The 14398-nt window shown below is 61.3% G+C and carries 17 protein-coding genes; 10 read left to right on the top strand and 7 right to left on the bottom strand.

The window, feature by feature from the left end:
• Window positions 1-125 precede the first annotated feature (125 nt).
• Together AC1RUK_RS03545 and AC1RUK_RS03540 are read left to right on the top strand one after the other, a co-directional pair.
• The gene (locus tag AC1RUK_RS03545; protein WP_481836756.1) at window positions 126-1163 is read left to right on the top strand and encodes a LacI family DNA-binding transcriptional regulator; all 1038 of its coding nucleotides are present in this window, start codon (window positions 126-128) and stop codon (window positions 1161-1163) included.
• Window positions 1164-1280: 117 nt separating this feature from the next.
• Complete coding sequence (locus tag AC1RUK_RS03540; protein ID WP_481836757.1) at window positions 1281-2030, top strand: hypothetical protein; 750 nt, start codon at window positions 1281-1283, stop codon at window positions 2028-2030.
• A gap of 52 nt (window positions 2031-2082) precedes the next feature.
• Here the strand turns inward: AC1RUK_RS03540 and AC1RUK_RS03535 are convergent, their stop codons facing one another.
• Window positions 2083-2601 (bottom strand): hypothetical protein, encoded by a 519-nt coding sequence (locus AC1RUK_RS03535; RefSeq protein ID WP_481836758.1) that lies wholly within the window; start codon window positions 2599-2601, stop codon window positions 2083-2085.
• Between the two features lie 190 nt (window positions 2602-2791).
• Window positions 2792-3280 carry a cupin domain-containing protein gene (locus AC1RUK_RS03530; RefSeq protein WP_481836759.1) on the bottom strand — a complete coding sequence of 163 codons (489 nt, stop codon included), beginning with the start codon at window positions 3278-3280 and terminating at the stop codon, window positions 2792-2794.
• Window positions 3281-3809: 529 nt separating this feature from the next.
• Between AC1RUK_RS03530 and AC1RUK_RS03525 the strand changes: the two genes are divergently transcribed.
• The 8 genes from AC1RUK_RS03525 to AC1RUK_RS03490 all read left to right on the top strand — a co-directional run bounded on the left by AC1RUK_RS03525 (window position 3810) and on the right by AC1RUK_RS03490 (window position 9432).
• On the top strand, window positions 3810-4091 hold the full coding sequence (locus tag AC1RUK_RS03525; protein WP_481836760.1) for a hypothetical protein: 282 nt from the start codon (window positions 3810-3812) through the stop codon (window positions 4089-4091).
• A 49-nt stretch (window positions 4092-4140) separates the two neighbouring features.
• Window positions 4141-4434, top strand: coding sequence for a hypothetical protein (locus AC1RUK_RS03520; RefSeq protein WP_481836761.1), 294 nt, complete (start codon window positions 4141-4143; stop codon window positions 4432-4434).
• A 286-nt stretch (window positions 4435-4720) separates the two neighbouring features.
• Complete coding sequence (locus tag AC1RUK_RS03515; protein ID WP_481836762.1) at window positions 4721-5362, top strand: 50S ribosomal protein L25/general stress protein Ctc; 642 nt, start codon at window positions 4721-4723, stop codon at window positions 5360-5362.
• Window positions 5363-5386: 24 nt separating this feature from the next.
• Entirely contained in the window at window positions 5387-6112 is a 726-nt protein-coding gene (pth, locus tag AC1RUK_RS03510; RefSeq protein WP_436173136.1) for an aminoacyl-tRNA hydrolase, read from the top strand.
• A 95-nt stretch (window positions 6113-6207) separates the two neighbouring features.
• Window positions 6208-7311 (top strand): redox-regulated ATPase YchF, encoded by a 1104-nt coding sequence (ychF, locus tag AC1RUK_RS03505; protein ID WP_481836763.1) that lies wholly within the window; start codon window positions 6208-6210, stop codon window positions 7309-7311.
• Window positions 7312-7394: 83 nt separating this feature from the next.
• On the top strand, window positions 7395-8360 hold the full coding sequence (gene corA / locus AC1RUK_RS03500; protein WP_436173138.1) for a magnesium/cobalt transporter CorA: 966 nt from the start codon (window positions 7395-7397) through the stop codon (window positions 8358-8360).
• Window positions 8361-8503: 143 nt separating this feature from the next.
• Entirely contained in the window at window positions 8504-8965 is a 462-nt protein-coding gene (locus tag AC1RUK_RS03495) for a MaoC family dehydratase (protein WP_436173139.1), read from the top strand.
• Complete coding sequence (locus AC1RUK_RS03490; protein WP_481840184.1) at window positions 8962-9432, top strand: MaoC family dehydratase; 471 nt, start codon at window positions 8962-8964, stop codon at window positions 9430-9432. The genes AC1RUK_RS03495 and AC1RUK_RS03490 overlap by 4 nt, the downstream gene beginning before the upstream one ends.
• A 44-nt stretch (window positions 9433-9476) precedes the next feature.
• Here the strand turns inward: AC1RUK_RS03490 and AC1RUK_RS03485 are convergent, their stop codons facing one another.
• The 5 genes from AC1RUK_RS03485 to petA form a co-directional block, all read right to left on the bottom strand.
• Complete coding sequence (locus AC1RUK_RS03485; RefSeq protein ID WP_481836765.1) at window positions 9477-10022, bottom strand: adenine phosphoribosyltransferase; 546 nt, start codon at window positions 10020-10022, stop codon at window positions 9477-9479.
• Window positions 10023-10112: 90 nt separating this feature from the next.
• A complete protein-coding gene (locus tag AC1RUK_RS03480) occupies window positions 10113-11258 on the bottom strand; it encodes an alpha-hydroxy acid oxidase (RefSeq protein WP_481836766.1) in 1146 nt (381 codons plus the stop codon).
• 145 nt (window positions 11259-11403) lie between these two features.
• Window positions 11404-12261, bottom strand: coding sequence for a cytochrome c1 (locus AC1RUK_RS03475; RefSeq protein WP_481836767.1), 858 nt, complete (start codon window positions 12259-12261; stop codon window positions 11404-11406).
• 27 nt (window positions 12262-12288) lie between these two features.
• On the bottom strand, window positions 12289-13590 hold the full coding sequence (locus tag AC1RUK_RS03470; RefSeq protein WP_481836768.1) for a cytochrome b: 1302 nt from the start codon (window positions 13588-13590) through the stop codon (window positions 12289-12291).
• Between the two features lie 16 nt (window positions 13591-13606).
• Window positions 13607-14107 (bottom strand): ubiquinol-cytochrome c reductase iron-sulfur subunit, encoded by a 501-nt coding sequence (petA, locus tag AC1RUK_RS03465; RefSeq protein WP_481839590.1) that lies wholly within the window; start codon window positions 14105-14107, stop codon window positions 13607-13609.
• Window positions 14108-14398 lie beyond the last annotated feature (291 nt).

Raw genomic sequence — 14398 nt, 5'->3', positions numbered from 1 at the left:
ATAAACATCTTGATCCAAAATGAATCAAGAATAGAATGTTTATTCCAAGCTGATTGTATCATTTGTGTCAGAACTGCATGATGAATGATATTTTTGTGTCAATTTCCGCAGGCTGATGAGATAAAATGGATCAGAACAAGCGGCCAACGATCAGGGATGTCGCCGCCGAGGCGAAGGTTTCGGTGGCCACCGTCAACCGGGTGCTGAGCGGCTCGGGCGCCGTCCGCCAAGGCACGCGCGAGCGCGTCAAGCTCGCGGCGGAGCTGATCGGCTTTTACGGCATGGGCGTGCTGCGCAGTCGCATAGCTGCCGCCCGGCCGCGCTACCGGTTCGGCTTCCTGCTGCACCAGCCCAGCCGCGCCTTCTACCGCAACATAGCCGAGGCGCTGCGTGCGGCGGTGCCAACGATGCCCGACTGCGAAATAGAGCTGCGCACGGAGTTTCTGGACGATCTGTCGCCGCAGAACGTCGCCTCGCGGATGCTGGCCCTGGGCGCCGAATGCGACGCCGTCGGTGTCGTCGCGGCGGTCCATCCACTCGTCACCCAGGCGGTCGACACGCTCAATGCCCGCAACGTGCCGGTGTTTGCGCTGATCTCGCAGATCTCGGCGACCGGGCACGTTCGCTATATCGGGCTGGACAACTGGAAGGTCGGGCGCACCGCGGCCTGGGTATTCGAGCATGTCTGCCGCGCGCCCGGCAAGCTCGGCATCCTCGTTGGCAATCACCGCTACCGCTGCCAGGAAATGAACGAGAGCGGCTTTCGCTCCTATTTCCGCGAGCACGCGCCGGGCTTCACCCTGCTCGAGCCGCTGCTGACCTTCGAATCCAGTGCCATCGCGCAGGAGATGACCGAAAAGCTGCTCAACGAAAATCCGGGTCTCTGCGGCCTCTATGTCGCCGGCGGCGGCATCACCGGCGCCATTGCCGCGCTGCGCTCCACCGGCCGGGCCGGCAGCCTCGTCGTCGTCGGCTACGAGCTGATGGAGTCGACCCGCCCCGCACTGCTCGACGGCACGCTGACCTTCGTTATCTCGCACCCCTTGGCCCAGGTCGCGGAGAAGGCACTGGCCGGCATGGTCCACGCAGTCTCCGCCCCGAACGAAAGCAGCAACTTCACCACCATCCTGCCTTTCGAGATCTACACCCGCGAGAATATTTAGGGGGCACGGGCTCGACGGTGTGACCCGTGGGCTAGCGCTACGATATATCACTTGGCGCCCTTCAGAATCATACATCGCTTGCGCCAGTTTGGTCGTAGTCGAGCTAGGATACGTGCCGTGAAAAATGAAACGTCCAAGCCACTTTCTCGTCAGCATTGGGAACTTGTTGAAATCGCCGCTGAAGACTTAAGGTTCTTTGCTGCCAACAGTGGTGTTGCGGCCACTCAACACAACCTAAGATATACTTCAACTAGAATGCGTGAGTTTGCCGGAGGGGCATTTCGTGACGCATGGCATTTCGCAGGTTTGGAAGGTCAACCGACCATTAAGGCTGAACGATTTGATGACGCGTTTACAGCCGAGTTTGCTCTTCTTGGAGGGGCCTTTCTTCCAGATGAAGGTCAAAGGTCACATAGCGATTTCCCAGTTGCGATTGTGCGTAACGAAAAGGAGAAACTTGCTTCCGAAGTGACGGCCCTTCAGTTCTTTGCGATCGGCGGTAATCTTGATGCGAATTGGGTAATGGGAGCCGGACTCATGCCGGTTGTCCCGTGGGTAGGCAAGATCGACGAATTTTGGAACCAGGCCGTAATCATAAGCAATTCGATCAAATTGGGTCGCAGGACAATTATCAACTACATTGCAAATACCAGAGGCGGGTCTCATTCAGGAAAATCTGGTGTAAGCAAAGAACACCGGGAAAAATACGAGCAACTTGATTTTATATCGTCAGGCAATACCGTATTAGGGAGGGATGCAACGTTCTACACATATATGACTATAGTTTTTGACCTCGTGAATTCACCTGACGTTCAGACTTATTTGGACCGTGTCGAGCAGCTTAAGAAGGATCGCGGCGGATTGTAAGCCAATCGTGCTTGGCCCCGGTGCCAAGCACTGTGTACGGCACAGCGCCGAGTTACATTCGCTTGCCGGAAGCATCGAATCGCAACACGACAAGTTCTCCATTCTCCGCCCCTACATTGAATGAGCATTCAGTTGTGCCGTCAGCGTTTATGGTGATCGCACAGCTACAGTCGCGGTTCTCCGAATGAGCAAACTTGCGATCGTACTGTTGGAGGGCGGTCTCGATCTCTTGTCCTATGTTCGCAAGAATTGCAGAAGTTCGGACTAAGCTTTCCGGTGTGACCTCGTCGAGTTCAATGCCGATGCTCCGGCCTCTAAAGCTTGTCTCTTCCACGGGAAAGCCTAGAACGACGTAGTTCCCATCCTTGCGTGCCTGTTTGAGAGTGTCGAACACCACCCTTAACCATCCGACATCGTCTTCCTTCAAATCGGTAGGGATCGGCTTCTTGCAAAGCGACTTGATTTTGTCCCACGCGTCTTTGCCCGCTTCTTTAAGCATGGAGTCCAAAAATGGCTTTCCCAATGCATAGATTGTCAGCCACGGAGCCGCCTGGATAAGAATCTGCACCATGTCGTTTGGGCCGGCCAAGCCGGCACCTGTCGCATGACGGCGTTCTCATCAAGGATCCGTTGGATGAAAACCGCAGACCTAGTGGTACAAATCTGACGCTTGGTACCGGACTCGGGGGCCCACCGCCTTGGAAAGACGCTAACCCATTGCCATTCCAGCATGGTTAATCCCGACCATCCGCGCCTCGCCATCAGACGGTAGGCACCCACGCGCCGTCCTGAGGCGCCGCCTCGTGATCGCCGGGCCAGGGCGGCATTGTTATGCAGATGAACTTCAACGGTTGGCTGCCGATGTTCCTGTACTGAAATGCCGTGCCCACTGGAATATCGATGGAAACGCCAGGGACAAGTGAAGTCACTCGCTCTTCGGTCCCATCCTTGCGCCAGATTTGACCATTGCCTTCGAGCACATACCAAAACTCATTCACTGTGGAGTGGACGGTCGCGCGGTTGATCTGTCCTGGCGGAACCGTGCTGTGAATCATGTTGCCCGTTGTGCCGTCCATTATGAAGCGGATGTCTGCCCCAGCAGGGGACTTGGCGTCCGGCACGGCGGGCAGCTGTGTTTCTTTCAAGGTGTGTCTCCATTGTTTGTCGGCATTCTGTTTGACCGAACCCGCGAACTGCACGCGGTCCGATATCCGTGAGCTTCGGTTTGTTTCGAAAAGCACCGCGCTCATACACCGTCTCGACGCTGGCCATGACGCTATTCCTGGAACACGTCGCCGTCCTCCTTTAATGCCTTGAGCCGGAGGCTTGTCTCATTCGAAACTAAAAACTCTCCGGGGGCGTCGATCGTGGGCTCCATCGTTTTTCCGGCCCCTTCTGGAGCCGATGGCCTGTTTTAGCCATGTCACTAGAAGCGTGCCGAGCGCTGGAACAACCCTTCTAGGGTCAGGGCCTTCCGTAGGACCACATCGAAGGAAGGTCCGAGAGTGTCCGAATAGGTCTTTCGCGTCGGGTACCAAGCGTCAGATTACCACCACTAGCCGCCGGCCCGGCGCTCTGCTGGCTGCCGAACGAAACCGTTAATTTTCCACCGTGACCTGAAGGGGCTGCCTCCTGGCGGCCGTCCAGCGTCACAATGTGATCCATAGCGATGACTCCAAAGTGGTTCATTCGGATTATGAACAAATAGGGAACAAAAGTCAAGAGTGAATCGGCTCAGCGAGGAATGCGTTCCTATTCGTCTTGAGATGGGGCGGTTGCTTGCAAGCCGAGGAGAGCTGCGATGGGCAGACGAAACAGCCGCAACGACCGTTTGTTCGCGAGCGACGAGAGGCGATCATCAAAGATGCGCTGCGCCTGCGCGGCACGCTGCTTTCGGCGCAGTTGCACGTGAAGGCCAATGGCGCACTGTTCTGGCTGTTGAGCGGGCTGACGGACAAACTGCGTGCGGTGATGACGACCGTGGCGGAGAAAGAGCCCGATTTCCGCGCGGCCGGGCTTGGCCTCCTGCCCCTGCCGCAGGACTATTCCAGCCGAAAATGAGCCATGGCTGGGCCAATGGACAGTGTCGGGCGAGCCGCCAACGCCAAACATGCTGCTCCTCGTCGGGTGCGGCCACTGCTACCATGTCGACCGCGTCCGCGCCAACGACCTAGTGGTGGCCTGGAACAAGCCGGTGGCTACGTTGGTCACCAAGGATGATGAGCCGAAGCAGTGGTCCGCATTCATTCGACGCGATGGCGAAAATGCATGGCTAGATGAACCCACGTCGCAAGACGGCGGAGCTCAGTTTCAGTTTGCTCCATTTTATGAAGCTTGGGGACGGCAAGGCCCGCTCGAGTGGATGGATGAAATGAAGAAGATGGTCGATCAGGCCAATGAGTGACAGGGCTGACCTCGCGCTCGACCTGACCTATTAGAACCTCAACAGGCACCGAACGCCCATGCCTGCCACGGCTTGCACCCATTCGCGCCTTCCGCTATAGAGCCGCCACCCGCGTAGACACCCTTGGAGGCAACGCGGCGGAAGGCTGCCTTCCCTTGTGATCCCGAACAAAGGTCCGCGTAAGCGGCTTCCAGCATTCGGACATCCAAGCCCGGCGGCTTTCGACGTTTACGGTCCAGGCAATTTGCCCTCCGCAAACGCTCCATAACACGCGAAAGGAAATGCCATGAGCCACGATACTTACGAGCTCAAGGCCGAAGCGCGCGAACAGGTCGGTAAGGGGTCCGCCCGTGCAGTTCGCCGCAACGGTAAAGTGCCTGCAGTAATTTACGGTGACAAGCAGCCTCCCCTGGCGATCGCGCTCACCTACAAGGACATCTACTACAAGATCCATGGCGGCGGGTTCCTGACCACGATCGCCACGATCGATGTCGACGGCAAGAAGATCCAGGTCCTGCCGAAGGACTTCCAGCTCGACCCGGTCAAGGATTTCCCTGTCCATGTCGACTTCCTGCGCATCGGCAAGGACACCGAAGTCAATGTCGACGTGCCTGTCCACTTCATCAACGAGGACAAGTCGCCCGGCATCAAGCGCGGCGGCGTGCTCAACATCGTGCGTCACGAAGTCGAGTTCCACTGCCCGGCCAATGCGATCCCGGAATTCATCACCGTCGATCTCACCGGCGCCGACATCGGCGACTCGATCCACATCTCGGCGGTTAGCCTGCCGGCCGGCGTCAAGCCGGTGATCTCCGATCGCGACTTCACCATCGCGACCATTGCCGGCTCCTCGGCGATGAAGCCGGAGGTCGAAGAGACGACCGAGGCGGCTGCCACCGAAGTGGCACCTGCCGCCGAAGAGAAGTAATCCCTTCCCGCCCGGAGAACGACGATGCTTGTCTTTGCAGGCCTCGGCAATCCGGGCGCGAAGTACACCAACAACCGGCACAATGTCGGCTTCATGGCGGCGGACGCAATCGCCCGCCGCCATTCCTTTTCGCCCTGGTCGAAGAAATTCCAGGGCCTGATCGCCGAAGGCACGATCGACGGCGAAAAGATCATCCTGATCAAGCCGCAGACCTTCATGAACCTGTCCGGCCAGTCCGTCGGCGAGGCACTGCGCTTCTACAAGCTCGAACCATCCGCCCTCACCGTCTTCTATGACGAGATCGACCTTGCCGCCGGCAAGGTTCGGGTCAAGGTCGGCGGCGGTTCGGGCGGCCACAACGGCATCCGCTCGCTTGACGACCATGTCGGCAAGGGTTTTCGCCGCGTGCGCATTGGCGTCGGCCATCCGGGCGTGAGGGAAATGGTGCACGGCCATGTGCTTGGCGACTTCGCCAAGGCCGACCGCGAGTGGCTGGCTGTGCTGCTTGACACCATCGCCGACGACGCCGGATTGCTGGCCAAGGGCGACGACAACTCCTTCATGAACCGGGTGACGCTCGCCTTGCGCGACAGACTGACGCCGACCGGCGACGACGACCGCCCGCCGCCCAAGGCGCCAAAGGCTCAGAGCCATATTCGCCAGGCACGGCCGCAACAGGCGCCGGCCAAGCTGCCCGAAACCGGCCCGATGGCCGCCATGCTGAAGAAGCTGTTCGGCGGCAAGGGCTGAACCGGGACGCGATCGCGGCCGGAGGGCTTGACGATCCTTGGCGCTTTCGCCCATAGCCCTGATCAAATTTCGCTTTCCCGATAGGACCGGACAAAATGGGTTTCAAATGCGGCATCGTTGGCTTGCCCAACGTCGGCAAGTCGACGCTTTTCAACGCGTTGACCAGGACGGCGGCGGCGCAGGCCGCCAACTATCCGTTCTGCACCATCGAACCGAACACCGGCGAGGTGGCGGTGCCCGACCCGCGCCTGCAAAAGATCGCCGCGATCGGCAAGTCGAAGGAGATCATCCCGACCCGCATCTCCTTCGTCGACATCGCCGGCCTGGTGCGCGGCGCCTCCAAGGGCGAAGGGCTGGGCAACCAGTTCCTCGCCAACATCCGCGAGGTCGACGCCATCGTGCACGTGCTGCGCTGCTTCGAGGATGACGACATCACCCATGTCGAGGGCCGCATCGATCCGGTCGCCGACGCCGAGACCGTCGAGACCGAGCTGATGCTCGCCGACCTGGAGAGTTTGGAACGCCGCATCGCGCAGTTCCGCAAGCGCGCCTCCGGCAAGGACAAGGAAGCGATGATCGTGCTGCCGACGATGGAAGCGGCACTCGAGCTTCTACAGGCCGGCAAGCCGACCCGCATCCTGCTCAACGGCATCTCGCCGGAAGATTTGCGCATCCTGCAGGGGCTGAACCTGTTGACCTCGCACCCCGTGCTCTATGTCTGCAACGTCGCCGAGGCCGATGCCGCGACCGGCAACGAGCACACCAGGGCGGTGGAGAAGATGGCCGCGGCGCAGGGCGCCAGCACGGTCGTCATCTCGGCCGCGATCGAGGCCGAGGTCGCCCAGCTCAGCGACGAGGAGGAAATGGAATTCCTGGCCTCGCTGGGGCTGGACGAGCCAGGCCTGAACAAGGTCATCCGCGCCGGCTACGAACTTTTGCATCTGATCACCTATTTCACCGTCGGGCCGAAGGAAGCGCGGGCCTGGACCGTGCACAAGGGCGCCAAGGCGCCGCAGGCGGCCGGCGTCATCCACACCGATTTCGAGCGCGGCTTCATCCGCGCCCAGACCATCGCCTACAACGACTTCGTCGCACTTGGCGGCGAAGTGGCGGCCAAGGAAGCCGGTAAGGCGCGCGACGAAGGCAAGGAATACGTCGTCCAGGACGGCGACATCATGCTGTTCAAGTTCAACACCTGACCTGCGGGCAGCCCCGCCCTCGCGGCGGTGCTCCAAGGCAACGCGAATTTCGGAATCGTCACACGAGCAAGGGAGACCCGGCGATGATCAAGGCTTTCGTCGTGGACAATGATCGCCTGCGCGTCACCGAAAACCTCGACGACAATGTCGTCTGGGCCGACCTCTTGAGCCCGACAAAGGAGGAAGAGGCCGCCATCGAGAGCTGGCTCGGCGTCGCCATTCCGACCCGCGAGGAGATGGAGGAGATCGAGATTTCGAGCCGCCTCTATGTCGAGGACGGCGCCTATTTCATGACCGCCACGCTGCCGGCCCAGACCGAGATCGACGATCCCTTGATGTCGCCGGTCACCTTCGTGCTTGCCGGCACCAGGCTGATCACCGTTCGCTATCACGAGCCGAAAGCCTTCAAGACCTTTCCGCAGCGCGCCGAGAAGGTGGCGACCGGCTGCACCAGCGGCGACACCATCCTCATCGGCCTGCTGGAGGCGATCGTCGACCGCCTTGCCGATATTCTGGAGCGCGCCGGCCGCGACGTCGAGGCGATCTCGCGCGACATCTTTCAGGCGACCTCGACCAAAGTGTCCAAGCGCAACCGCGACTTCCAGGAACTCTTGAAAGCCATCGGCCGCAAGGAAGATCTTACCTCCTCGATCCGCGACAGCCTGATCTCGCTGCAGCGCCTGGCTGGCTTCTTCGCCCATGCCTCCACCCGCACCAAGATGAGCAAGGATACGAAGGCGCGCATCAAGACGCTGTCGCGCGACGTGCTGTCGCTCGCCGACCATGCCACCTTCCTGTCGCAGAAGATCTCCTTCCTGCTCGACGCCACGCTCGGCATGATCTCGATCGAGCAGAACGCCATCATCAAGATCTTCTCCGTCGCCGCCGTCATCTTCCTGCCGCCGACTTTGGTCGCTTCGATCTACGGCATGAATTTCGACATTATCCCCGAGCTCAAATGGCAGTTCGGCTATCCCTTCGCCATCGCCATGATGGTGCTGTCGGCGATCCTGCCCTTCTGGTATTTCCGCCGCCGCGGCTGGCTTTAAGCGCTCCAGGCCCGCGCGCCGTCGATGCTGGCGCACCAGAAATTGCTTGACCAAAACCCGTGCGGCCTTCATCCGGGAAACCCCGATCCGTCCCGATCGGTGTTTCGCAACCGGATTTAGACCATGACCGGAAAGACCTGGACATGACCGGAAAGACTTGGGCCTATGAGGATTTCGTCGAGGGGGCCTCGCTCGACCTCGGCGTGAAGCAGGTGAGTGCCGCCGAGATCATCGAATTCGCCAGTGAATTCGATGCCCAGCCGATGCACCTCGACGAGGAGGCCGGCAAGGCAAGCATCCTGGGCGGCTTGTCGGCGTCGGGCTGGCACACCTGCGCGATGTTCATGCGCATGCTGTGCGATGCCTTCCTGCTCGACTCGACCTCGCAGGGCTCACCGGGCATCGAACACGTCAAATGGAAGAAGCCGGTTCTGGCCGGCGATACGTTGAGCGGTACGGTCACCGTGCTTGCCAAGCGCCAGTCCAGGTCGCGGCCTCAGCTTGGCTTGATCACCCTGCGCAGCGAACTGTTCAACCAACGCGGCGAAAGCGTCTTCGAACTCGAAAACACCGGCATGTTCCTGACCCGCGAGGCCGCCGCGTGACCCTCGACGAGTTCTTCCTGATCGGCGTCACCGTCACGCTCGGTTCGCACACATTCGAACCGGACGACATCAAGGCATTCGCCCGCAAATACGATCCGCAGGTCTTCCATGTCGATGAGGAGGCGGCGAAGAAGAGCGTGCTTGGCGGCCTATGCGCCTCGGGCTGGCACACCGCCGCCACCTGGATGAAGTACAATCTCGAAAAGCGCATGGAGACGGAGGGCGTGCGCTGGACAGGTCCAGGCCCGCAGCCGGAATTCGGCCCCTCCCCGGGCTTCAGGAATCTGAAATGGCTGAAGCCGGTCTATGCCGGCGAGTCCGTGACCTTCACGCGCACCGCACTCGCCCATCGCCCGCTCGCCGCCCGCCCCGGCTGGCATTTGCTGACGCTCAGCTGCGAGGCCTCCGACTCGACCGGCGACAAGGTCATCGAGTTCGACAGCGCTGTACTGGTGAAGGTGGGGTGAGCTGCCCTTCCTTCCCCCTTGTGGGGGAAGGAAAATCCCTCCGCTCAATGCCCTTCGAATCCAATCAGCGTCCTCACCGGCACGCCGAGCGACTCCAGCTTTTCGCGACCGCCAAGATCCGGCAGGTCGATGACGAAACAGGAGGCAACGATGTCGGCGCCGATCTGCCTGAGCAGCTTCACCGCTGCCTCCGCCGTGCCGCCGGTGGCGATCAAATCGTCGACCAGGATCACCTTCTCGCCCTCGGAAACGCCGTCCTTGTGCATCTCCATCTCGTCCAGCCCGTACTCCAGGCTGTAGGCGACACGTACCGTCTCGTAAGGCAGCTTGCCCTTCTTGCGGATCGGCACGAAGCCGGCCGAAAGCTGGTGGGCGACGGCCCCGCCGAGGATGAAGCCGCGCGCCTCGATGCCGGCGATCTTGTCGATCTTCAGCCCGGCATAGGGATGCACCAATTCGTCGATGGCGCGGCGAAAGGCGCGCGCATTGCCGAGCAGCGTGGTGATGTCGCGAAACAAAATGCCGGGCTTTGGGTAGTCGGGAATGGTGCGGATCGCCGAGAGCAGCGTCTCTTCGAGGGAGGATTTCATGGTTCGCACTCCACACTGGCGTGTTTGCTGTCTTGCCGCGAAGAGCGAGACCCATTGGCTTAATCGGGCGTCCGCCCGTTTCGCGCGAGATTACCTGAAACGCAGATTTTCGCGCGTCAATTGTTCGATCGAGGTGCAGCCCATGAGCTTCATGCCGCGTTCGATCTCGACCCGCATCTGTTCGAGCGCCCGTTCGACGCCCGCCTGCCCGGCAGCCGCCAGCGGGAACAGATAGTAGCGGCCGACGCCTACGGCCTTGGCGCCGAGCGAAAGCGCCTTCAGCACATGCGTGCCGCGCTGCACGCCGCCATCCATGATGACGTCGATCCGGTCGCCGACGGCATCGACGATCTCGGCAAGCTGGTCGAAGGCCGCCCGCGAGCCGTCCAGCTGCCGGCCGCCATGGTTCGACAGGACAATGCCGCTGCAGCCGATCTCGACGGCGCGCCTGGCATCTTCGACCGACATGACGCCCTTGAGGCAGAACGGACCCGACCACAGCCGGACCATCTCGGCGACGTCGTCCCACGTCATCGACGGATCGAGCATCTCGGTGAAGTAGCGGCTGATCGACATGGTGCCGCCGCCCATGTCGACATGCTCGTCGAGCTGCGGCAGCTTGAACCCCTCGTGAGTGAAATAGTTGAAGGCCCAGGCCGGCTTGACGGCGAACTGCAGCATGCCGGCGAGGTTGAGCTTGAAGGGGATGGCAAAGCCCGTGCGCTTGTCGCGTTCGCGGTTTCCTCCGGTGATGCTGTCCACGGTCAGCATCATCACCTCGACGCCAATGTCCCTGGCACGCTGCATCATCGCCCGGTTCAGGCCGCGATCCCGGTGGAAATAGAACTGGTAGACCTGCGGCCCGCTGCTGATCTTGCGCGCCTCCTCGAGGCTGACGGTGCCGAGCGAGGAGACGCCGAACATCGTGCCGTATTTGGCCGCTGCCTTGGCCACCGCACGCTCGCCCTGATGGTGGAACAGCCGCTGCAAGGCGGTCGGCGAGCAATAGACGGGCATGGCCAGCTTCTGGCCCATGACCGTTACCGACATGTCGATCTCGCTCACCCCACGCAGCACGTTGGGAACGAGGTCGCATGTCTCGAAACTTTCGGTGTTGCGGCGATAGGTGACCTCGTCGTCGGCCGCACCGTCAATGTAGTTGAAGATCGGCCCCGGCAGCCGCCGTTGCGCCATGTGCCGGAAATCGGAAAAATTGTGACAGTCCTTGAGCCGCATCACCGAATTCTAGCCGCCATGTCGTCGACAATCCTTCCGTCAAAGGTCCTGCGTGGCATACCAATCACCTGGCTGCGTGCCACAGCCCGTTTTGAAATGCAAAAGGGCGCCTTGCGGCGCCCTTCGAAACTCGCGGCATCGCCGCTTAGTGCGCCACGCCTTCCCACACCTTGCGCTTGGTCAGATAGACCAGGGCGCCGAACAGCAGCAGGAACACCAGCACGCGAAAACCGGTCTTCTTGCGGTCTTCCATATGCGGCTCGGCCGCCCACATCAGGAATGCCGACACGTCGCGCGAATACTGGTCGACCGTCTGCGGCGCGCCGTCGTCATAGGTCACCTGACCGTCGGAAAGCGGCTTGGGCATCTTCAGCGACACGCCGGACAGGAAGTATGGATTGTAGTGCGTGCCCTCGGGGATCACCATGCCGGCCGGCGGCGTCTCGTCGTAGCCGGTCAGCAGCGAATGGATGTAGTCGGGGCCACCCTGCGCATACTGCGTGAAGATGTCGAAGACGAAGCGGGGGAAGCCGCGCTCGACGCCGCGCGCCTTGGCCAGCAGCGACATGTCCGGCGGAGCAGCGCCGCCATTGGAGGCAGCGGCGGCCTGCTCGTTGGCGAACGGCGCCGGGAAGTAGTCGGACGGCTTGCCGGGACGGTCGAACATGTCGCCGGCGTCGTTGGGGCCGTCATGGATGGTGTATTCGGCGGCAAGCGTCTTCACCTGCCCTTCCGAATAGCCGAGCCCTTCCAGCGTACGGAACGCCACCAGGTTCATCGAGTGGCAGGCCGCGCAGACTTCCTTGTAGACCTTCAGGCCGCGCTGCAGCTGCGCCTTGTCGTAGGTGCCGAACGGCCCTGCGAAGCTCCAGTCCATCTCCTTGGGCTCATCGATCGGGAAATGCGTCGGCGCGGCCGCGTTGTGCGCTTCCTCGGCGGCGATCGCCCCGGTGCCAGCCATCACGAGGCCAAGCAGCGCCAGCGAGGTGAGAATCTTCTTCATGCCAAATCCCCTTAGATTCTCTGCCGCTCAGCCCTTGGTTTCCGGCGCGGCCGTAGCCCCCGCAGGATGATGGCCACCACCCTTGTTCTTCTCGAGCACCGCCTCGGTGATCGAATTCGGCAGCCTGCGCGGTGTCTCGATCAGGCCCAGAACCGGCAGCGCGACCAGGAAGAAAGCGAAGTAGAACAGCGTCGCCATCTGCGCCATAAACACATATGTGCCTTCGGCCGGCTGCGAGCCGAGCCAGCCGAGCAGGACGGCGTCGGCGACGAACAGCCAGAAGAACAGCTTGTACCAGGGCCGGTAGACCGCCGAGCGCACCTTGGAGGTGTCGAGCCACGGCACCAGGAACAGCATGACGATGGCGCCGAACATGCACAGCACGCCGCCAAGCTTGGAGTTGATCGGACCGATGTTGAAGGTGATGGCGCGCAGGATCGCGTAGAACGGCAGGAAGTACCATTCCGGCACGATATGGGCGGGCGTCTTCAGCGGGTCGGCGATCGTATAGTTGTCCGGATGGCCGAGAAAGTTCGGCAGGTAGAAGACGAAATAGGCGAAGAAGAACAGGAACACGATCATGCCGAACGCGTCCTTGATGGTTGCGTAGGGCGTGAAGGCGACGGTATCGGTCTTCGACTTGACCTCGATGCCGGTCGGGTTCGACTGGCCGACGACATGCAGCGCCCAGACGTGCAGCACGACGACGCCGGCGATCATGAACGGCAGCAGATAATGCAGCGCGAAGAAGCGGTTGAGCGTCGGATTGTCGACGGCAAACCCGCCAAGCAACAGCTCCTGGATCCAATTGCCGACCAGCGGGATGGCGCTGAAGAAGCCGGTGATGACGGTGGCGCCCCAGAAGCTCATCTGTCCCCACGGCAGCACGTAACCCATGAAGCCGGTCGCCATCATCAGGAGGTAGATGATGCAGCCGAGGATCCACAAAAGCTCGCGCGGCGCCTTGTAGGAGCCGTAGTAGAGGCCGCGGAAGATATGGATGTAGACGGCGACGAAGAAGAACGAGGCGCCGTTGGAATGCAGGTAGCGTAACAGCCATCCCGAATTCACGTCGCGCATGATCTTTTCGACCGAGTCGAAGGCGAGGGTCGTGTCGGCCGTATAGTGCATGGCCAGCACGATACCGGTCAGGATCTGCGAGATCAGCATGATCGACAGGATGCCGCCGAAGGTCCACGCATAGTTGAGGTTGCGCGGCACCGGATAGGAGACAAAGGAATCATGGATCAGCCGCGGCAGCGGCATGCGGGCGTCGAACCAGCGTTCGATACCGGTCTTGGGCGTATAGGTCGAGTGTCCCTCGCTCATCGAAATATCCCCTGCCTCAACCGATAAGGATCTTGGTATCGGAAATGAACTTGAATACCGGCACCGCCATGTTCTCCGGCGCCGGACCTTGGCGGATACGGCCGGCGGTGTCGTACACCGAACCGTGGCACGGGCAGAACCAGCCGCCGAAATCGCCTTCCTGGCCGAGCGGGATGCAGCCCAGATGGGTGCAGACCTGCACCATCACCATCCAGGCTTCCTTGCCGGGCGTGGTCCGGTTGGCATCGGTCGCCGGGGCATCGGCCGGCAGATTGGCGTTGCGGGCGATCGGGTCCTTGAGCTCGGCGAGGTTGACGGCCTCGCCGTCCTTCATCTCCTGCTCGGTGCGGTTGCGCACCACGACCGGCTTGCCGCGCCATTTGACGATCAGCGACATGCCCGGCGTCAGCGAGGCGACATCGACCTCGACCGAGGCCAGCGCCAGCGTCGAGGCATCGGGGCGCATCTGGTCGATGAACGGCCATGCGACGGCGCCCGCGCCAACCACAGTGGCCATGCCGGTGGCGACGTAGAGAAAGTCACGACGATTGGGATCCTGGGTGTCGGTTGCGCTCACGGGTGCCTGATCCTTTCGCCTCGTCCGTGCCGGTGGTCGAGCCTGTTCCCCGCTCATTCACGCCAACCCGACAGCGCATGGCGAACAGGCTAGCGAATTCCTCCGGCATTTGGACTTCGGTTTATGCGTGAAGCCCGTTTTTGTCCAGCGGGGTGGAGGCACAAGGGCAGATTGTCGCGGGGACAGGATCCGGCACTGGGCAGCATGCCACCAGAGGCTTGTCAGCCTCGG

It is taken from the genome of Mesorhizobium monacense (genome assembly GCF_056781675.1).
This window is presented reverse-complemented; position numbering and strand designations above follow the sequence as displayed.